Annotated in this window: 17 protein-coding genes; 2 read left to right on the top strand and 15 right to left on the bottom strand. The window is 54.2% G+C overall.

The window, feature by feature from the left end:
• Positions 1-16 precede the first annotated feature (16 nt).
• The gene (locus tag AAEZ10_RS05940; protein ID WP_073470910.1) at positions 17-1,417 is read left to right on the top strand and encodes an aminoacyl-tRNA deacylase and HDOD domain-containing protein; all 1,401 of its coding nucleotides are present in this window, start codon (positions 17-19) and stop codon (positions 1,415-1,417) included.
• A gap of 84 nt (positions 1,418-1,501) precedes the next feature.
• Here the strand turns inward: AAEZ10_RS05940 and AAEZ10_RS05945 are convergent, their stop codons facing one another.
• Entirely contained in the window at positions 1,502-4,069 is a 2,568-nt protein-coding gene (locus tag AAEZ10_RS05945) for a hypothetical protein (protein ID WP_130928421.1), read from the bottom strand.
• Between the two features lie 186 nt (positions 4,070-4,255).
• Positions 4,256-4,639: a hypothetical protein gene (locus AAEZ10_RS05950; RefSeq protein WP_007920327.1), complete on the bottom strand. Its 384-nt coding sequence runs from the start codon at positions 4,637-4,639 to the stop codon at positions 4,256-4,258.
• A gap of 434 nt (positions 4,640-5,073) precedes the next feature.
• Here AAEZ10_RS05950 and AAEZ10_RS05955 point away from each other — a divergent pair, with 434 nt between their 5' ends.
• On the top strand, positions 5,074-5,436 hold the full coding sequence (locus AAEZ10_RS05955; protein WP_122748286.1) for a DUF6124 family protein: 363 nt from the start codon (positions 5,074-5,076) through the stop codon (positions 5,434-5,436).
• A gap of 52 nt (positions 5,437-5,488) precedes the next feature.
• On the opposite strand, the gene AAEZ10_RS05960 is transcribed toward AAEZ10_RS05955, so the two are convergent.
• The 13 genes from AAEZ10_RS05960 to AAEZ10_RS06020 form a co-directional block, all read right to left on the bottom strand.
• A complete protein-coding gene (locus AAEZ10_RS05960) occupies positions 5,489-5,914 on the bottom strand; it encodes a hypothetical protein (RefSeq protein WP_350568381.1) in 426 nt (141 codons plus the stop codon).
• 56 nt (positions 5,915-5,970) lie between these two features.
• Entirely contained in the window at positions 5,971-6,942 is a 972-nt protein-coding gene (locus tag AAEZ10_RS05965; RefSeq protein ID WP_241150639.1) for a hypothetical protein, read from the bottom strand.
• A gap of 71 nt (positions 6,943-7,013) precedes the next feature.
• Positions 7,014-7,769: a lysozyme inhibitor LprI family protein gene (locus tag AAEZ10_RS05970; RefSeq protein WP_130928420.1), complete on the bottom strand. Its 756-nt coding sequence runs from the start codon at positions 7,767-7,769 to the stop codon at positions 7,014-7,016.
• On the bottom strand, positions 7,766-8,614 hold the full coding sequence (locus AAEZ10_RS05975) for a tetratricopeptide repeat protein (RefSeq protein ID WP_130928419.1): 849 nt from the start codon (positions 8,612-8,614) through the stop codon (positions 7,766-7,768). Before AAEZ10_RS05975 ends, AAEZ10_RS05970 begins: the two co-directional genes overlap by 4 nt.
• On the bottom strand, positions 8,601-9,146 hold the full coding sequence (locus AAEZ10_RS05980) for a hypothetical protein (protein WP_130928418.1): 546 nt from the start codon (positions 9,144-9,146) through the stop codon (positions 8,601-8,603). The genes AAEZ10_RS05975 and AAEZ10_RS05980 overlap by 14 nt, the downstream gene beginning before the upstream one ends.
• A gap of 4 nt (positions 9,147-9,150) precedes the next feature.
• Positions 9,151-9,606: a hypothetical protein gene (locus AAEZ10_RS05985; RefSeq protein WP_130928473.1), complete on the bottom strand. Its 456-nt coding sequence runs from the start codon at positions 9,604-9,606 to the stop codon at positions 9,151-9,153.
• 88 nt (positions 9,607-9,694) lie between these two features.
• On the bottom strand, positions 9,695-10,447 hold the full coding sequence (locus AAEZ10_RS05990; protein ID WP_350568386.1) for a hypothetical protein: 753 nt from the start codon (positions 10,445-10,447) through the stop codon (positions 9,695-9,697).
• Positions 10,440-10,928 carry a cell division protein gene (locus AAEZ10_RS05995; protein WP_122748281.1) on the bottom strand — a complete coding sequence of 163 codons (489 nt, stop codon included), beginning with the start codon at positions 10,926-10,928 and terminating at the stop codon, positions 10,440-10,442. Before AAEZ10_RS05995 ends, AAEZ10_RS05990 begins: the two co-directional genes overlap by 8 nt.
• Before the next feature lie 139 nt (positions 10,929-11,067).
• Positions 11,068-12,432: a lysozyme inhibitor LprI family protein gene (locus AAEZ10_RS06000; protein WP_350568389.1), complete on the bottom strand. Its 1,365-nt coding sequence runs from the start codon at positions 12,430-12,432 to the stop codon at positions 11,068-11,070.
• A 325-nt stretch (positions 12,433-12,757) separates the two neighbouring features.
• Positions 12,758-13,486, bottom strand: a complete 729-nt coding sequence (locus tag AAEZ10_RS06005; RefSeq protein ID WP_350568392.1) for a hypothetical protein — start codon at positions 13,484-13,486, stop codon at positions 12,758-12,760.
• A 2-nt stretch (positions 13,487-13,488) separates the two neighbouring features.
• Complete coding sequence (locus AAEZ10_RS06010; RefSeq protein ID WP_350568395.1) at positions 13,489-16,524, bottom strand: hypothetical protein; 3,036 nt, start codon at positions 16,522-16,524, stop codon at positions 13,489-13,491.
• Entirely contained in the window at positions 16,524-17,525 is a 1,002-nt protein-coding gene (locus tag AAEZ10_RS06015; protein WP_130928413.1) for an SEL1-like repeat protein, read from the bottom strand. Before AAEZ10_RS06015 ends, AAEZ10_RS06010 begins: the two co-directional genes overlap by 1 nt.
• A 38-nt stretch (positions 17,526-17,563) precedes the next feature.
• Entirely contained in the window at positions 17,564-19,600 is a 2,037-nt protein-coding gene (locus AAEZ10_RS06020) for a type VI secretion system Vgr family protein (protein ID WP_243241284.1), read from the bottom strand.
• Positions 19,601-19,615: the final 15 nt, after the last annotated feature.

Raw genomic sequence — 19,615 nt, forward strand, 5'->3', positions numbered from 1 at the left:
AAAACGGATACAGACCATGACCGAAGCTGCTCTCGTCCCCGAATCTCCGCAAGCTCCGTCTGTTATTCGGCTGCTGCTCAACAAGCTGGGCGTTGCCTACGAAGAAGTGCTCGACCACCACGGCCTCAATGCCTCGCGCAAAGTGCAGGCCGTACTGCTGGACGACGCCGTGGGCGCGTTGATGGTGCTGTTTCCACAGAGCCAGTTGCTGGATCTCAATCGCCTCGCCGAACTCACTGGTCGCCGCCTCACAGCCGTGTCCACCGAGCGCCTGGAGAAGATGCTCGGCAAACACAATCTCAGCCTGCTGCCGGGCCTGCCGGCGCTGACCAGTTCGCCGTGCCTCTACGAAGAAAGCCTGCTGCGCGAGCCGAAGCTGCTGATCAACTCCGGCGAGCCGGGCCTGCTGCTGGAAATCAGCAGCGAAGACTTCAAATCGATGCTGACCAAAGCCAGCGCCGCCAACTTCGGCGAAGCCCTGAGCAGCATTCGCCCCAACCTCGACCGCCCGGACGATGACCGCGAGGAAATCACCCAGGCCGTGCAGGCGTTCACTGCGCGGCGCATTCAACAGCGTCTGGAAGCGACCATCGAGATTCCGCCGCTGGCCGAGACTGCACAAAAAATCATCAAGCTGCGCGTCGATCCCAACGCCACCATCGACGACATCACTGGCGTGGTCGAAACCGACCCGGCGTTGGCCGCGCAAGTGGTGAGCTGGGCGGCGTCGCCGTATTACGCCTCGCCGGGCAAGATTCGTTCGGTGGAAGACGCGATCGTCCGCGTGCTGGGCTTCGATCTGGTGATCAACCTCGCGCTGGGCCTGGCCCTCGGCAAGACCCTGAGCCTGCCGAAAGACCATCCGCAACACACCACGCCGTACTGGCAGCAGTCGATCTACACCGCCGCCGTCATCGAAGGCCTGACCCGCGCCATGCCGCGCGCCCAGCGCCCGGAAGCCGGCCTGACGTATCTGGCCGGTCTGCTGCATAACTTCGGTTACCTGCTGCTGGCCCACGTGTTTCCGCCGCACTTCTCGCTGATCTGCCGCCACCTGGAGGTCAACCCGCACCTGTGCCACAGCTACATCGAGCAACACCTGCTCGGTATCAGCCGCGAACAGATCGGCTCGTGGCTGATGCGCTACTGGGACATGCCGGATGAGCTGGCCACCGCTTTGCGCTTCCAGCACGACCCAAGCTACGACGGCGCCTACGCCGAATACCCGAACCTCGTCTGCCTGGCCGTACGCCTGCTGCGCAGTCGCGGGATTGGCTCCGGACCGGATGAAGATATTCCGGATGCGTTGCTCGAACGCGTTGGTTTGAGTCGTGACAAAGCCAACGATGTCGTCAGCAAAGTGCTTGAGGCTGAAGTGCTGCTGCGTGAACTGGCTTCACAATTCAGCCAGGGCTGAAAAGCTCGCGGGCAAGCCCGCTCCCACGAGATCGATGCGATCCCCAGGAGCGGGTGTGTTGCGGCCAACTGTTGATTGGCGTAATCAACCTCGGTACCGAATCACCCAGCCCTGCGGGTTCGGGAAGCTTCCAATGAAATACCCTCCCACTACAATTCGGCCGTCCGTCAAAACCGCCATGTCATGAAGAGCTTCCAGGACGCCGTCCTCGTCGAAAATACTGAACCCTGTGCCGTTGAATGACAGGTCTGGTGTTCCGTCTGCCAAAAACTTCGCCGTAATCGCACTCGGATCATCGTCAGTGACTCCGATCCCGGTATCGCCGCTGACGACGATTGAGCCGTCAAGTCGCGCCACACAGTGCAACCACCTCAAGCCTTGCGGGACGAAGTCGGAGAACAACGGTTTACCGTTATTGAATACGAGATTGTAGGAGCCTTTGGACGTGAGGACCGCAATCACTCCACGCATGGCACCGTCCCTTACGGCAGACCCTGCAAGAACAATTTTGCCATCCACAATTGAAATGGCGGACAGGTGGATATCATCCTCTCCAGAGATGATCACGACGCCGTTACCGCTCTCGCCGAATGACCTGTCGATCTTGCCGTTAGCGTCGAATCGAATGACGTACGCGCCCGGAGATGGTCCGCTGTAGCTGCCACCAACCACTACACCGCCGTCAGGTTGATGCGCGACCACCTGCGCAGAACTGTGCTGGTGTGCAATGCCAGCGAGTTCGACAAACGCGAACCCCGCACCATTGAATGTGATGTCGTTGAAACCATCCGGATTGAGCCGCATGACGATGCCACTCAAACGGCCAGTGCCGTCTTCGACGGAGCTGACCAGCAGGATTTTGTCGCCCAGCTGCAAAACAGCGTCGCCGGTAGGGCCCGCGCTGCCCATCTGCGCATAAGGAAGGTAACGCACACCCTGTTCAGCAAAGTCCTGATCCAGCCGCCCATCTTTGTCTTGTTTCACGACAACCAGCCCGGCAGAAACAACAGGCCCATTATTCTGATACTCGGCACGAACGAGCCAACCGCCATCCGGGAACGGCGTCAACTCGAGCATCGAGTGCATATATAGACCGTCCTTGAGTGAGATTTCGACGAATCCGGTCCTTTCTTCACCAAACTCAAGGTCCAGTTGGCCGTTCTCCAGAAGCCGGGCGATCAGCGTTTCCAGGCCATCCTTGCGTCGACGGACAGCCACCAGCAACTTGTTGTCGGGCAGCGCCAGCAGCGCTCTTACGTCAAACTCAGACAGTCCTCCAAGGGGGAATCTGACGATGCCGCTGTCACCAAAAGACGGATCAAAATCAAGCGTGCCACCCGTCAGGTTTGCGCTGAGATAGCGAGCGATCCAGCCATCCACCCGTGAAGGATCAGAAAGGCTGGTGTGGGTCATGGACACCACTATCCGGCCGTCCTCCATGATTGCCAGATCCCGAGGAAACACTGGCCCCGCGACGTCATCGAAGAGCGTATAGCCAATACCGTTGAAGGCCGTGTCCAGTTTGCCTTCAGCAAGAAAGCGCGCGGTCATTACCGCTGAATCCCCGGCACCAACGACAATGATCGAGCCGTCGAGCTGTGATGTATGCCACCACGTCAACCCGTCTGGCAGTAACGGGGAAAACAGAGGCTGGCCATTATTGAATACAAGATTGGCCGCTCCACTGGCGGTCAGCACAACCACTAACCCGCCGTGGACGTTTTCTTGCCAGGCATCACCGACCGCAACGATCCGGCCATCACTTCCCCGCACCGAAATGGCTTTCAGAGAGCGCTCGCCATCCTCGTTGAAAATCAGCTTCGCCTGGCCATTGTTGAAATCCTTATCCAGCTTCCCCGCTGCGTCCAAACGTGCCAGAAAAACTCCGGAGCCTGTCTCACCATTCTGAAAGGATCCGCAAACCAGCACCTTGCCATCGGCTTGAACAGCGATAGCGCCGGCGGTGCTCGAGGTGGCACCGACATCCACCGAGACGTAGCCCGCGCCGTTAAATGATTGATCGAGCGAGCCGTTCGCCAAAAGACGCATCACGACGGGCGATGGCCATGGCTCATCGATCAGCAGGAAATGGAGCAGGACGATTTTGCCATCGGCCTGCTGAACTGGAGAGCCGGTAAAGGCATTTGTAGCGGGGGACTTTTGGCTTGACTTCGCCCCTGCCGACGACGCAGGCGTGGAGCTTGGGATCTTGTAGAAAGAAAATAAACTCACACCGTTATCGCCGAACGAATCGTCCAGCTCACCGTTGCCTTTCAAGCGGATCATTGCTTGGCCAGCGTCGACGGCCTTCTGTGTGAAGTACTGAACACGCACCAGCCAGCCGCCGTCCTGCAACGCATCGAGCCCAAACACGGCGCTGATGCTCGCGTCCTTTAAAGATATCTCGACGAAACCTGTCTCATGACTGCCGAAGGACTTGTCGAGCGTCCCGTCTTCGTTCAATCGTGCGATGGCAAGCGGCGCATCATTTCCTTCCTGAGGAAGGGCGACCAGCAACTTCCTGTCGGGGAGTGCCAAAACGGCCGCAGCCTCATGGCTCGCGATGCCCGGTATCGGCAACTTCAATAAACCATTCAGGGCGAAAGATGGATCAGGGGTACCTGGGGTGGTTAAGACTTGAGCCTGAGTCATGTTCTTGCTCCATCAAGTGCGTTGCGTCCTTGCGGGACCGGAGCTTGAGTAGAGCATCGTAGGGATGCGCGAAGCACCTGATAGAAATGACAGTTCGACTGTCTTCACAGACCTGAACAGCGACTTTTCGAGCCAACGAGCGCACGATTTGTTGATGCGCCTCGCTTTGAGCCAACCAAGAGAATCTCAAGCCTTGGCCTTTGCCTTCCTCGGCTTCAAATACTTCATCAACCCCTGAAACCACATCACCAGCGCCGGATTGCCCTTGAGCTGGATCGACTTGTCCTGAATTCCCTGCATAAATGCCAACTGCTTGTTCTTTGCCTGCATCGTGGCAAAGCCATAACCGGCATCTTTAAACGCAATCGCAAACGCCGGCTCCGCCACCACGCCAGATTTGCTGGTGATGCGCTGATCCTTGACCACGAAATGCCGCGCCACTTTCCCGTCCAGCGTCTGCAGCTGAAACACCAGATCCTTGTCACCCAACTGCTGCTGGAACGCAGGATTTGTCCGGCTGGCCTTACCCATCAACAAACCCATCATCCACAGAAGAAAACGAAATTTCATGCGCACAGCCTCAAAAGGAAAATGAACGGCCGGGGCAGTGTAAGGGATTCGAACGATAACGCCAGTATCTGAAGCTGTTGGAAGAGGATGCAGACCATTTCCCGCACGATGACTGCCAAGTCACGATTAAGCGCTCGCCCACTGATCGTTCCCCCGCTCCGCGTGGGAATGCATCCCGAGACGCTCCGCGTCTCACCACTCACCTTTCCTACACCTGTTGAAACACATACCTGTAGGAGTTGGCGAAGCCTGCGATCTTTTGATCTTCCGCCCCGCGAATCCATGGGAAGTTTCCTGCAAAGTGCGGGGCTGTCCGTGAACTAGGCGGGCTTGAAGACCACCGATAGGCTTCCTGCGTCATCGGCTATTCGGTGACCGGATGTGCAAGTCCGAATTCGGGAGCAATTTCTTCTTACTCCAAGGGATTTACACCGATGACCAATTCAACTGCCAACACCGAGGACACCTCCCCCTACGAATCCTTCGATTCAGGAAAATTACATGAAGCCGCCAAACGCACCCTTGATCACCATTTGGGCAACCCCGGCCATCCACCGGCCCCACGCCGCGAAGGCCTGTTCAGCCTGAACCCGGACATCGATGCCGAAGCCCTCCTGGCCAACGCCTCGGAAGATCTGCTGTCCATCAGCGTCATCGCTGCGGACCTTGCGGACGACATAGATGGCTCACGCCGCTCGGTGGCACTGGCATTGAGTAGAATGGCGGACGGGGTGAGATTGATGGTGGAAGGGACGCTTGATCACATTGAAGTGCGGAACCTGGCTGCCAAGTTTTAGCGAGATCCGCGGATGAGAAAGAGGGGGCGTTGAGCCCCCTTTCTTTAAGAGTTCATCCCCACTGACAACCCGTCTCTGGAGAGGCCTCAATGCTAAAGTCTTCGTCGAACGAATACTGTTTGCCGGATTTGTAATTCGTGTAGCGCATCGAGTTCACCCGAGCGCCTTGCGTTGCGATGACATACTGCCCCGTCACCGCACCGTCTGAAACTTCCACCCAAGTCGTCGTGAATTCGTACGGCCCGCTCTCCGTCATGACGTACTCTTCGGTTCGGTGATGAACCAAAGTAATGGCTTTCTTCGACTTGCTGTACCTGACACTTGCGCCGCTCCATTTAGCGGCCACGTCGTAAGAGGTTTTGAACTCAAAATTGATGTTTTTGCCTTCCAACGAATGGAAGCACCTTACCTGTGTAGAAACTTCACTGTGGGCCGTCAACGGCAACACCAACAACAGCACTAAAAATAACTTCTTCACAAATCCCTCTGAACCCGTTCTGTTGAATGCGCTTATGCCTATGAACGCCAGCGTTTCTAAAGCGAATAATCCGCCACTTCTTCCAGCCGCCAACACTGCCCACGAACAAACCGATATTCGAAAACATAGTCGGTATCTGGCTTCTGCAGGATCGCGATCGCCTTGTCACCCCGCTGTTCCTTGACGGTCAACGTCAGGCCCTGGGCCTCTCGCTTTGCTTGATCCGGAATGACAGGAAACTTAAGTTGATCGCCGCTGAGACTGCGTTTTTCCATCTCAGGCTCAGGATCGCCGGCCACGGTCGTGGCCATTCTCAGCGGTTGTTGTACGAAGGCTTTTTGCACATCTGCGCGTTCGGAGAAAGCTGAGAGGAACGCTGAAAAGTCGGTCGAAGGGCAAGCAACATTGGACGTATCAACCTCGACTTTGAGTGGATTCTGGCCGATGTTCTGATGCAGTTTTGAATCCGCAATTATCTTTGCATCCAAGTCTGCCAAGCGCTTTTTAATGCTGGTCGCATCCTTGTAAGCACATTCGACCTTTACATCATCCGCCAGATTTAGACCGTCGAGGCAGTTCTCAAGCTCGGGATCTGGTGGGTCGCCACTAAAAAACCGCAAGGCCAACTGATCGCTGTCCTTCACCAAAGGCAATTCCAGCACCGAATAGGAATCACCTTCGAATTGACTGTGCGAGACTTTTTGTTTTGTCAGAACAAACATGGACTTCCCCGCTTGCTCCGGGAATTTGCGCTCGAAGAAGAACACCGAGGCGATCTGCTCACCTTCGACCTTCCACACATAATTCAGCGAAGGCTTCACGGCGTTCATTGAGGTGTAGAAGATCTCAGCATAAGGAACATGTCCTTCCTTTACCTGACCTTTGAGGTTGTTCTTCAAAAAGAACACTGTGATCTTTTGATCACCGAGCGATGCAATCACAGGCGGATGCAGCTCACCGATGGTTTGTGGGTCACTCGCTATTGCCTGCCGAGCCAACAAGGCAACCATGAATCCGAACGCACTCATACAACTTAAGAGCCTGGCCAATTCCACTCACTTCCCTGTTAATCAATCTTCAAATGTTTAGGCTGAGGGTTTTACGATGACTCAGGTGCGCCGCACTTCAGCTCTTTGATTTGCTCATTCTGGATCAGTATCACACAAGCGAGCCGCTTCTCTCTTTCCCCACGAAGCTCGAACAAGCTGAGCGTCAGGTGTAAACCATCAGTAGCGAACGCATGATCCTCAAACACCGCACTGGCATAGCCATCCCAAAACGACTTGCCCTCGAAGCTGCAGAACCGCTTGGACGCCAGCACTCGCCAATTGCCTTCGGGCGCGAGAAGCTGGACATTGAGGCAAGGGTTGCCAAACGTAGTGACGTAGCGAGCTACCACATCGCCGAAACGTTGCGAGGCCGATGCAGAAACCTTGGCCACATCGACCACATCACTCGGGCCATCAGGCGCAATCGCATCCAGGTAGGCGGCACGCTCCAGACTCATTCTGGTGATGCACTTATTGAGTACTTGGGAATAAGCCTGCGAACCGGGTGCGACAGCCGTGGTTTCAAGGGGGCAGGTGGTGTCACGCAATTTGATCCAGGCACGTTGCGACTCTTTGGCAGCGGCCATATTTGTCTTGGTCAGTTCCGGTTCGGGGCTGGACTCAAAACGCGACATCAGTTTTTTGTAGCTGGCATTGAGTCGTGCGTCGGCATTCTTACGGTCGGCCTCCAAGCACTCATCGTATTGCCAGCTCACGTTGATGACTTTGCAGGTGTCCTCGGCATGCGCGATTGATGCGCACAGCGTTCCAAGAGGCAATGCGATAAAACGGACAATCCTGTTCAATTTTTCATTCCCTGATGTGCAGTTCGCTCAATCACTCTTTGCGGAATTTTCTGCGCCTTGCCGTCGGCACTCATCGCGTCGCGGTACTCGCGGTAATAACGCTGCGCTTCTTCTTGCCGATCAAGTCGCCACAGCGAATCAGCCATGTTCAGCATCAGCACTGTGCGTTTACCAACGGCCTCAACGCCGCGATAAAACTTCAGCGCCAGCTCATCTCTACCGCCCTCGGCCAGATAAAAACCCAGGTCGTTGTACGCCTGAACATTTTGCGCCGGGGGATGGCACGCCATGTAGGACTCTGGACTCAAAAAAGTCAGGCTCGATTCGATGGTATCAGCGCGGGACTGCGCAGCTTTGATGGTCGAAATATATTTCAACCACTCCTTCGGGGACTCCGTTTCCAGGATAGGCGTAAGGACTTCGCCATCTTCCGAAAACCACTGATTACCCACCCATTTGCCGAGACAAAAACGAGGGGAACGCTCGGCCAGCACGCAACCGGTTTCCATGGAGATCACATCGCAATGCTGTTGCGACACGAGTTTTTCTTCTTGATTCTCATCCGACAACATGCCGAAGACCACCGGGTCGAGCAACAAGGTTTTCTTGTCAGGGCTGAGCCAGTCCGGGTGTCCATCGGCGCCAACATCGGCACTGAAGAGCGGGAAGGTTTTGCCGTTGGCGGTGAACCATGCGGTCGCGGAATTCACACCGGGCATCGTCCATTTTGTCGCTCGAAACGTCACGGTGTGTCCGTCGATACCGACTATGGGCGGGTCCTCGGCAAGAGCGCTTGTGGCGGCAAAAAGGCAGCTGATCATCACTACCCACTTAAGGCTGACCATAGACGATCCTCGTCACCGCCGGGCTTTCTGACATTAGCTGCCTCTTCGTAACGCCATAGGCCTTGATCAGCTCTTCCCGAGATCCCTTCGAGCCAAAAGAGCGTTGGTTACTATCGAAGCTGTATTGCTCCAATCGCCCTGCTGTCGAGTAATACCCATGCCACTCCGCGCAGGCACTACAACCGCCATATCCGCCTATCGAAACAAGGCTGCCCTTGGTGCCTTCCACGCAATCCATCGCCACAACAACATTGCTCAACATCTTCGTCTTCGCACCGTCGGAAGTGAGCTGTGAAACTTTGCTGATATCGCGTCGAAGCACCTTGCTACCGATGTTGATGGTCTGGTCGGAGCAGACCGGGATGACGTGGGTTTCCGCATCATCCACTGTCACGGATCGACAGGACGAAACCAACACCACTTCAACACCGCCACACTGCATGACATCGCGCTGAGTAAAGGCGTCCGAAGGCGCGGCGAAGGCTGGCAGAGAGAGCAGTAGCGAAAGGCTGCCCGCGAGAAGACGGTTCATCCACTCATTCCTCATCCATCGGCGACGATTCCACATCGGTCATGCTTAGCAGCCGAAACTCATTGTTCACAAACTCGTAGTAACGATCCCGGTTACCACTTTCCAACGCATTCCCTTGGGCATCTTCTTCGCCGTCGAGCGTGATGCCGGACACGATGATCAAGCGACTATCGGGCTGGTAAACCATGCCGAACGTGCTGCCGTCGTAAGCATTCGGCAGACCGCCAACCACTTCACCGGTCTGAACGTCCAGCACTTCGCCGCAAATGGCGCTACCGCCACAACCGAGCCTGTGCAGGATGTAATGGCCGGCGAAGTTGACCTTGCCTTTCAGGGCTTGCATCCGTGCCTGATCCATCATTGAGCTGCTGTTTTCTTGCGGCACCAGCTTATGGTTGGGGCCGGTGAAAACGGGCGTGACGGTGTAATCCTTGAAGGCTGGATCGGCAGCGAATGCCATGGACGCGGCAGCCAATATCAAGCTGCCGAGAAGAACTGAAAATCCTTTCACGCTGTAGCTCCATCTATGCAATGCATCGTCAACATCCTCACTCGAAGGCGATGCTCCGCACTGCTGTTTTGATTTCTTCAAATCCTTCAGCGCTTATCGACAACGGGGCGGATGAGCCCGACGCCGCGGACCCAATCAGTACCTGTTCGTTATGCAAAAGGCAGAAGGTGATGCGACTGAACAGAGGTTGACTCTCATCGTGATAACCGATGATGAATCCTGACGACTTCGCCCCGTTCAGCGACTCAAACGTGTAGGTTTGCGGATCGCCCGCCAACAACGTTGGCCCCCAGCCGTGATCAGTCAGAGTCGCCGGACACTTGCGGTCGTTGGCTTCACGCAACAGCTGCAGCTCAATCGCGCCATCGGACGGCAACTTCTGACTAGTGAGGGCGGAAAAACTTCCCGCGCTTTCACACATAACACCAAACCATGGCTCGCTCAGACCCGCTGACTTTTCGAAATTCCACTCAGCGCTGTTTGAGCTTTGCGCCTGCCACAAGTGCGGCGCGTTCAATGTGTCGGGAAGTTGTTTTGCCGCAACGAATATCAGATCAGGCGAATTGAACTGCAACCATTGATCTTGCGTAAGCGTCATCGAAAACCGGCAGGGTGTCATAACCACCAAAGCGGTAACTGGCCCCTGAGCGGCCTGCGATTGATCGGAAGCATTACCGACCAACACGCTATTAGCGGCGATGGCATGACTAACCTGCGTCAGTGCAAAACCAAACAGTAGGCTGCGTAGGTAGCGAGGTTTTATGAGCCCTGTCAGTGATACATCAGCCATGGCTCGGGTCGCTCGATTCGGTCTCGCAATTACCTTTCCGACAGTCATGTCGATAGAGCCAAAATAGCGGCGGCAACAACACCAGCAACGCAAATCCATCAAGCCACACGTGCGACCAGACCTGTTGTTGCGCCGAGAGCCACATATCCTGCGGCGCCCATAACAGGATGCCGGCGCTCAACCAGCCCCAGATTGCCGGGGCTTTCAAGCGATTGCCCAAGTGCACCAACGCGAGCATGTACAACGAATAACTTTGCAGCGTCGCGCCGAACAGCGCGAGCCACCAGACTTGTTGTTCGTGGCCGGCGGCGGGTACTGCGTCGGCGCCCCAGAACGACAGTTCGAGGACTTGCAGGTAGCCATCGAGCAAGCCGGAGTCACCGGCCCAGGTCAGGGTGAGACCGGCGAGGATATGCGTGATCGCAGCGGCATATAGCCAAAGCACCAACGCTGGGCGAAGCGAGGAAGAAGAGGCTGGCATTCCGTGTCCTGAGCGCGTTCCTTGGGGGTGGGGAGTTTAAAGGAAAATCGGGGTCGTCAGATGCTCAAGCGTTAAACGTTTTAGCGTAGGGGATTCAGACAAAACTTGTGCAAAACCGCCTCAAACAGCCCCTCGAAACTCAAATGCAGTGGCTGACTTTGATCGGCGCCGTGGCTGACGATCCCAATCGCCCCACGTTGAAGACGCCCAACTGGTCACCTTTGTCAGCCGCCATTTGATAACAGGCTAACGCCCGCGATATATCCTTCGTTCCTAACTCCCCACCCTCAAAGGTAGAGGCCAGGTAATTCATCGCGTCCGTGGAGCCCATGGTAATCGCCCGAATAACCTGCTCTTCTGCCTGCTTGGGGTGAAGGCAAGGGCCGTTATAGTCGGTGGAGTTTCCTGAACAAAGAAACGTCGCATAGCCCATCGCACCCTTTGGTATTTTCGAAGCCGCTTTGAACAAAGCCTCAACCTTCGGGGTTTCCAACTGAGACGCCATTTGCGAAAGACTTAGGCTTGCCGCCGACAGGCTCGCCTGTGCATCACCCGATTCTGCAGCACACACAAAATTTTCCAGCGACGCTTCAATCAACTCCACAGTCAGCGGGTATTGCTCAAGAAACCCCAGCCCACCTAGCGCTTCGGCACGCTGATAACAGAAGTTCTCGGCGCGGCTCATTCCCGGGTTATCTGTTGAGACAAGATCCTTCTCATTGATCGACCAATCCTCAATCCCCTCAAGCACCCAGAACGCCTGACGAGAGAAGTTGAAAATCTTGATATTGCTGTTGCCCGCCCGTTTGTCCACAACGTTGACGTGACTGTCGTCGACCTCTTCGATCTCGACTCCCGGCGTTTTGCCGGGTGTGATTGCGGCCATCAGCGGGTAGGTAAAAGTAGCTCCACTGACACCCGAGGTGGAAGGCTCAAAGGTGCTACGTTCCTTCCCCGCTACCGGCTTCAACACGAGCGACTTGACCGTCATCGCAGTCAGGCGGCGCTGTGATTCGCTGTTGGCGGAAAATGCTGTCAGGAAAGGCGCGAACTCCTCCGAGGGGCAAGCGTCTCTGGTGGGTGCCGTCGAAGTGCTCTTGTCGGATGCAAGAGCAGGGACGATCTTGTCCAGATATGCCGAGCGCTCGCGACTCATTCTGGCGATACACGAGTTAACGGCAAACACATGCGCTGGCATCCCCGTCTCGATTTCGAATGCCTCCAAAGGGCAGTTCGCATCGCGCAACTTCAACCACGCACGTTGCGACTCTTTGACCTTCGCGGCGTACTCCGCGCCCAATGCCGGATCCGCTCGATAGTCAGACTCAAGTCGCGTCATCAGTTGCTTGTAGCTGACATTCAACTGCTTATCGGCAGCCTTCTTCGCCGCCTCCGAGCAGGGCACCATTTCCAGGCTTGAGGTGACCTGGCTGCAGTCGTCCTGCGCGTAGGCAGCTGAAGCCGGCAGCAATACGGCCAGCAGGGTTAAAACAAAACGTTTCACTGTGTTCATCCTTGAGTCATTCAGGCTTTGCGTTTGGTGATTCGGGTGATGCATTGCTTGGGTATGTTCCCCAGTAGGTGCTGAGCAACGCTTTACGTTTTTTGTCGACGCGCAGGTTAACGAAGCCATCGCCGCAGTCCGGTTGTAACTCTCAAACATGCCGACTTTGGCTTGGTAACGAAAAACCGGTCTTAGTTTGTAAGTGCCACTGCCATGATTTAAGCCAGTGAGTAAACGGAACAGATCTGTTTGCCTTCGCAATCTAGACAGAAATCGCATTGCACACCAAACAGATCTGTCCTTTCTTTGAGGCCAGAAGAGTTGATCAGAACAGCTTATTTAAAGCAGCCCGATCATACCTAACGAATGCACTGTCAAGCTTTCCAGAAGACACATCGATATAGAGCGGACTAGTTAAATCCCCAGGCGCGTAAACGGAAAATACGTAGCCATTACCAAAGGAATGGCTGACTTTGTCTTTCTTTACCACGCTTTCGGGACGCGAGAACTTTAGGTCATTGGGAGAATGATAGGTTCTGGATAACTTCACCCCACCGAAAGCCGAGTCTTCAACCTCTATCAATACCGGGGGCGTTGCCAACAAAGGCGCTATAACCACCTTGCTAGTCAAGTTTTTCCACTGATCCGAAAATTCAGAAACTGCTTCCTCATATTCTTCAGCTAATGGGCGATCCAAGCCGCAAACGGCTTTGTTTATTAGAACTCCATTCTGCTCGTTCCGAATATTTGTATAAACGCAATCTATCAGAACATCCGCGCCATGCCTAGTTAACGTAAAATAGGCTTCAAAAGGAGCACGCGAGGCGAGATTTTCGTAATGGAGGGCCTTACCTCCATTAAATTCAACCAGTTCCCTAGTTGTTTCGCCTTGACTCCCGACTACGCCTTCTATTGTTTTGCTACCACCTGACCAAGTAACGGTCAGAGACTGGGCGTCAACATCGGCTGAATACACGTCATGCGGCTCGGCGACTGCGGAACCTGCTAGCACGAAAGTTACGACAGCTAAACCTACAGGCAACTTAATATTCATATTTATTTGGTCTCCGGCGCAATTGACGTGGCCTTTAGTATCGCTTCGAATTTCACAGCATAACTAGCGATCAACGCTTTTTGGTCGGAACCATTGATTACCTTCCGCGCCCCTTCATAGTCCTTAGCACTATTATTTACATAATCGCCAAGTTTTTTCCCAGTAAATATACCTTCTTTCATGCCCCATATCATGATAGGCACGGAGTTTTCAAACCCAGCAGCCTCATCGGGATGTTCGACAAAATCAATCCCGAAATAATCTTTCGCCTTTTGATAGTTCTTCTTCCAAGTCAAATGAACGAGACCACGACCCCTATATTTAAAACCGTCCCCTTGTACCGTATTACCGTTGCCGATCGCAGTTTGTCTGCGTGTTGCGGTATCTGCAAGCACAGGGTCATATTTATCAAAATAGGAAACCGGCCCATACTCCGGCGCAGCGCTAAAATACTCAGCAATCATAAATTGGTAAGCCTCGTGACGAGCCGTCGCGAACATATATGACAATTCATAGACTGTATAAACTTCTTTGGTTTTGTTTAAATATTTATTAATATTCTCTGCGATCTTGCGCAAATTAGACTTGGACGCAGCAGAAAACGGAGGCGCATCAGCCTGAAACGAAGCATGTTGCTCAGCATACATGGCTACAAACCGCTCGACATCTATAAATTCGGAGCGACTCATGAAGTTACTCAGCATTTCAATAGGATGAAAATGCCAAACCAAGTCCGTACTCATGGCGGCCTTGTCTTTCAGATCCTCCCAAAACACATACTTCGTGATTCGTTCTTTTTCGTGTTTCAAGGTTTTCGGAGTGTCTTCTAAAATAAGACCAAGTCGACTCCATTTGGCAGCATCTGCTCCTTCTTTCCATTCCGTAGGGTGACGGGCGATCAGCTTGGCCCATTTCGCTCTTGTATCTGCAGTTTTCAATGCAACGGCAAGCTCTGCAGGGTCAACTTCCTTATCGTCATTGGTATCCATCTTCAGGAATAGCTCTTTGAAGAACTGCGGCATGCTTTCCGGATCAAGGAATCCGTCTGCCGTTGCGTTTGCTTCCTCAACAATAACGAAGCCAAGTTTTCCCCAGTCGTGCTGCGTGATGATTTCAATTTCTTTTTTATTTACCAGCCCAGCTAAGGGCAAGCCGTCCTCGATAATGGAAACCTGATAATAATCCTCAGCGCCTTCTTTGATGGCGCGGGCGTTGTTCAGATCAACGGCATGTGCTTTCTTGAGCGGAGTCAAATCTGTCGCTGGCGCATTTCTTTTCAGATTTGTTCCTGCTAACAAGTGAAGATATTGTTTCCCGACTTTCAACCCCGCGCTATTCTTCAAAAAGTCCGTTACATGGGTTTCTGCTGTGAAAAACTCGATATGAACCTGATGCTTGCTTGAAACACTACCGTCCTCTCCAGACAAATTTTCCGTTAGCCCAAGATAGCCAATCGGATCGCCAGCCTTGATACCTGTACCCGTGAGCTCGACGGAATCAAAACTTGTTGGAATGACATCCCAAGCAACAAATTCATTCTCCACGAATGCCCAAAAACTTGTTGTCACCTCACCCGCGCCCGCAAGGTCGCCACTGATTTTCGTGCATTTCGCCATTCGTCGGGTGAGTCCCGACACCGTCAGGTTCAATACATCTTTACTTTCAAACTCAACGACGCTTCCCGGATTAAGTTGCATTGTTCCTTTTCGGGGACCTGCGGGCTGTCCATTCTGCGGCGAAGCCGGTTCCTGATAAAGATCCAGCTTTTTGATAGCAGTACCTTTTACCTTTCCTTGCCAATATTTTGGTTTATTCCGCTCAGGAATCAGGTCGGCACGCCATATACGCTTTTGCTGCGAATTCTTAAATGGCTCACTATTTTTCAGATATGCAAACCAGACAACACTGCCTGACAAGCGTACTTTTTGTGCGTTGTTCTTGACGCATCCGGAAAGAATCTTACCCTTCGCATAGGTAATATCCCCTGCGGCTTTTTCCTCCAACACTTCAAGCTTGGTCCCGCTGGCCAACTTTCCTGGAGAGGGCCAGCCGGATGCTTCGGGAAAACTATCGTAGGCCTTAAAGTCGTCAACCTGCATTGTCACCTTAGGCTTGGGCGTTTCCTCCTCCGACAACGGATAACGCTTATAAGGTAGCAAATGCATATAAAGGCTGAAAAAAATCAGCTTATTTTGCTTGCCCTTGTTTGGCCCATCTTCAGGATTAGGCTCGGACTTGTACTCATGGCGTACAAGACAAAAAGAATTCGAATACTTCAGTTTTTTCTCGTTCTCCCCAAAGGTCGACTCCAAATAATCTTCATTGAGACGATATGCCACGACCTCGCCGTCGGCCATGCAGCGAATCGGTTCATTCAAAATGCATTGGGGAGCGCTGGCATTACTGATGTGAATGCCACCGTGCCAGAACTTGTTGCTGCCAAGCAAATAATGCCCGGCACTCTCGTTTTCGAGAGCCTTGTAAATCTCATCCGCATCAGAAAACTGCTTACCGTCAGCTTTTCTGAATGGATATTCGAAGCTCATCAGCGGAGCTGGGCCTGCCGGTGCAGGGGCCGGCGCAGGAGTAGGTGCGGGGGCTGGTTGAGCACCTCTGAATTGGGGCTTCGGGCGTAAAAACTTTTCAGGCATTGGCCAGTAACCACTACCCGCCCCATATTTGGCAGATTTCGGTCCGCTTGAAGACTGTGAACCGAAGAAATTCCCCCTATCTCGAACAGGCGACCCGGAGATGTCTTCGATAACCCCCGTGTGTCCATGAAAGTTTATCCACAGCGCAATATCGCCAGGCTGTACTTCCGCAAGCGGGATTACATCAAAAAAAGTAGTGTCGGCATTTAACCCAGATGTTGTGAGGTAAGGAATCGTATATCCCGCATCCTTAAGCATTCGATACAGAAGCCCGGAGCAGTCGATTTCCTTCTTGCCATCTTCATCATGGTCTGTCTCGCCCTTGAAAGGGCCGTACTCATAACCAGTGCGATATTGCTGCCTTTGCTCAAGTAGTCCTGTGCTCATCAAAAGCTTCCTGCTTCAAAACATTGAATAGAGTTATCGCTGACGACGCCTCGGGCTGCCAAGCGCTCAACCAACGCGGTAGCCGTGTTAGGATCGGTTTTCTGGATCTTCCGGTAACACGCCATCGCGCGTGGCAAGTCAGCCGCTACGAGGGCTCCCGCTTCATACACTTCACCTAATCGAATCAGTGCGTTAGTCGAACCTAGGCGGGCGGCACGCTCCAATGTCGCTATTGATTCTCTGGGATTAATACAACCGTGACTTTCGTCGTATTCACCTTCATCGCAATAAAAATCTGCGAGAGTCAAGCCGGCATCCGGCACTTGCTCTGAAGCTTGAATCAATAACGCCACGATTCTGGAATTCTCCAAGCGTGGCGCCTGCCCAGAAAGGCTGATTCCCGCAGCAGCAAATGCTGCTTGCGCCGAACCCTTCCGGGCACCATCTAAATAGCTATCCAATGCCGCGGCGTATAAATAGATTCCTGATTCGGCAGACGTTTTATTGACCAGTCTGTCAAATATGACGCCTTTTTTGAGTTCTACCTCACCGGGCGTTAGTTTCTCAGACTGAGTGATCTTTTCCATGACCGCATCGATTGCCCAATCCTCCACTCGACTCAGAGTCCAGCAATCACCATGTTTGAAGACGAAAATCTTTAAAAAATGGCCCGCCTCATCACGCACGACCACTCTGTCAGGCATCTTGGTTTCAATAGTGAGACCCAACTTGGCAGCATTTCCCGGAAGCAGCATCTTCAACTCATCGGAGGAAATCGAGCCCAAGCTCCGTTCGACAACCTTTGGTATTTTCCCATCAGCTATCACGTGAACATGCTTCAGAGGAGACGCAATAAACCCTTTCTGTGTCTCTGGCTCAGATGCAAAAACTTTTACGAAATCAGCAAAATTGCCGCTTGGACATTGGGCGGTGCTGGACGAAGAAGCAAAGGCCTCCGAAGTCATCCCCCAGCACAACAAAACAATCGAAAACCACTTCATCTGCCTTACGTACCCGTTTGTTGTCATCACGACACTCATCATTCGGAAAACACAAAAAAAGCCTTCGGCTTAACCTTCTCAGGCACCGCATTCGCCAACGCCTGATCCATCAAACTCCCCGCCTTATCCTTATCCGCCGCCCCCGGCAGCACCGGAGGCTTAATCCCAATCCCAGTCCCCGATCCCGCCGAACCACCCGCATTGATCTTGATCACCGGCCCAACCACAGTCACCCCACCGCCATCAAGCTTGATAAAGCTCCCACCCCCAAGAATGGTCAGCTCTGTCCCCGCCTCAATAACGATCTTGTCCCCAGCCTTGAGGTGAATCTCTTTCCCCACGCTGGTCAGTTGCGCAGTCCCCAGCTTCACATGCTGGTTCTGCCCAACCGTGAGGTGATCATCCAGCTTCGCTTCAATCTTGCGGTCGCTGATAGTGGTGCGGTGTTCTTCAGCCTTCAGCTCGGTGTAGGTGTTCTTCACCACCGTGTCGTGACGTTCATTACCGACCCGAATCTTCTGATCGTGCTCAACGTTTTCATCCCAGTCACGCTGCGCATGAATGTAGATCTGCTCCGCACCTTTCTTGTCTTCGATGCGCAGTTCGTTGTACCCACCGCCACCCGGCGAGCTAAGCGTTTTGAACACGCTGCGAGTCTTGTTCGCCGGCAAGGCGTACGGCACCGGGTTTTCCTTGTGGTACAGGCAGCCGGTCACCAGCGGTTGGTCGGGGTCGCCTTCGAGGAAGGTGACGAGGACTTCCATGCCGATGCGTGGAATGCTGATGGCGCCGTAGCGGTCGCCGGCCCAGGAGCTGGAGACGCGTAGCCAGCAGCTGGTTTTGTCGTCGGCGAGGCCTTCGCGGTCCCAGTGGAATTGCACTTTGATGCGGCCGTATTGATCGCAGTGGATTTCTTCGCCTTTGGGGCCGGTGACCATGGCGGTCTGGCTGCCGAGCACGCGGGGTTTCGGGTGTTCGAGGGCCGGGCGGTAGAACACGTCCCACGGGGTGGCGAGGAAGGTGTTGCGGTAGCCCTGGTGGAAGTCGTCTTTGTTGTCGGTGGTGTCGCTGGTCACGCCTTCTTCGAGGACTTGCGGTTGTTTGCCCTCGTGGAAGATTTCGGTGAGCAGCCAGAGGTCGTTCCACTCGCTGCGCGGGTGGTCGGACATTTCCATGAAGTGACCGCTGACCAGTCTGGTCTGATCGCCACGACCTTCGGCCTGGCGGTAGTCGGCGCGGTGGCGTTCGAGGGCGCGCTGGCTGAGGAACTTGCCGCGCGCGCGGTCGATGAAGCGGCCGGGGTAGTCGTAATCTTCGAGATCCGGCTCGGTGCTGTCGCCGTCGGGTTTGTACGCGGCTTCCATTCGCAGGCGCGGTTTTTCGAAGTCGTAGTCGCGGCGCGTGGTGCGCGTGGTGCGGGTTTCCAGACGCAGTTTGAAGGCTTTGATTACCGGCTCGTCGGCGACCATACCGCTGCCCTGCACATAAGCAGTTGGCTGCCCCAAGTTCTGGAACACGGTCTGGTCGTCGCCGAACACCAGCAGGTGGGCCTTTTCGCTGTGCTGGAAGTGGTAGTGAATGCCCTCTTCTTCGCACAGACGCTGGACGAAATGCAGGTCGGTTTCGTCATATTGCACGCAGTAGTCGCGATCCGGGCACGGCTGGCTGAGCTGGAAGCTGTAGGCGTTGCTCTTGATGCCGTGCTCTTCGAGGATCAGCGCGATGATTTTCGGCGCCGACATCTGCTGGTAGATACGCTGGTTGGTGCGGTGATGCAGGTATTGCAGTTGCGGCACGATCGAGACTTTGTAGCGGGTCAGGCGCTTGCCGGCATCGCCCTGGGCGACGCGGTAGATCTGCCCGTGAATGCCCGAGCCCTGTGGATCGAACGCCAGGAACGCCTGCTTGTGCAGCAGTTGTTCGAGGTCCAGATCGGGGTTTTCGCTGACCAGTTCGAGGTCGAAACGAAACGGCTGGCTGATGCCTTCGGTGCCGGTGAACGACAGCACTTGCAGGTCGCCGACGTAGTCTTCGACCTTGAGGCTGAAGTGGGTTTCGTTAGCTGAGTTGAACATCGTGTGCTCCCTGTT

This window comes from Pseudomonas sp. H26/SER47-MNA-CIBAN-0231, from assembly GCF_040310465.1.
GTDB classification, from domain to species: domain Bacteria; phylum Pseudomonadota; class Gammaproteobacteria; order Pseudomonadales; family Pseudomonadaceae; genus Aquipseudomonas; species Aquipseudomonas atacamensis.

Bases quoted from the DNA above. Each gene is read 5' to 3' on its own strand.
- AAEZ10_RS05940 (WP_073470910.1), top strand. From the start codon at position 17: ATGACCGAAGCTGCTCTCGTCCCCGAATCTCCGCAAGCTCCGTCTGTT.
- AAEZ10_RS05945 (WP_130928421.1), bottom strand. From the start codon at position 4,069: ATGACTCAGGCTCAAGTCTTAACCACCCCAGGTACCCCTGATCCATCT.
- AAEZ10_RS05950 (WP_007920327.1), bottom strand. From the start codon at position 4,639: ATGAAATTTCGTTTTCTTCTGTGGATGATGGGTTTGTTGATGGGTAAG.
- AAEZ10_RS05955 (WP_122748286.1), top strand. From the start codon at position 5,074: ATGACCAATTCAACTGCCAACACCGAGGACACCTCCCCCTACGAATCC.
- AAEZ10_RS05965 (WP_241150639.1), bottom strand. From the start codon at position 6,942: ATGAGTGCGTTCGGATTCATGGTTGCCTTGTTGGCTCGGCAGGCAATA.
- AAEZ10_RS05975 (WP_130928419.1), bottom strand. From the start codon at position 8,614: ATGGTCAGCCTTAAGTGGGTAGTGATGATCAGCTGCCTTTTTGCCGCC.
- AAEZ10_RS05980 (WP_130928418.1), bottom strand. From the start codon at position 9,146: ATGAACCGTCTTCTCGCGGGCAGCCTTTCGCTACTGCTCTCTCTGCCA.
- AAEZ10_RS05985 (WP_130928473.1), bottom strand. From the start codon at position 9,606: ATGGCATTCGCTGCCGATCCAGCCTTCAAGGATTACACCGTCACGCCC.
- AAEZ10_RS05990 (WP_350568386.1), bottom strand. From the start codon at position 10,447: ATGGCTGATGTATCACTGACAGGGCTCATAAAACCTCGCTACCTACGC.
- AAEZ10_RS05995 (WP_122748281.1), bottom strand. From the start codon at position 10,928: ATGCCAGCCTCTTCTTCCTCGCTTCGCCCAGCGTTGGTGCTTTGGCTA.
- AAEZ10_RS06005 (WP_350568392.1), bottom strand. From the start codon at position 13,486: ATGAATATTAAGTTGCCTGTAGGTTTAGCTGTCGTAACTTTCGTGCTA.
- AAEZ10_RS06010 (WP_350568395.1), bottom strand. From the start codon at position 16,524: ATGAGCACAGGACTACTTGAGCAAAGGCAGCAATATCGCACTGGTTAT.
- AAEZ10_RS06015 (WP_130928413.1), bottom strand. From the start codon at position 17,525: ATGAAGTGGTTTTCGATTGTTTTGTTGTGCTGGGGGATGACTTCGGAG.
- AAEZ10_RS06020 (WP_243241284.1), bottom strand. From the start codon at position 19,600: ATGTTCAACTCAGCTAACGAAACCCACTTCAGCCTCAAGGTCGAAGAC.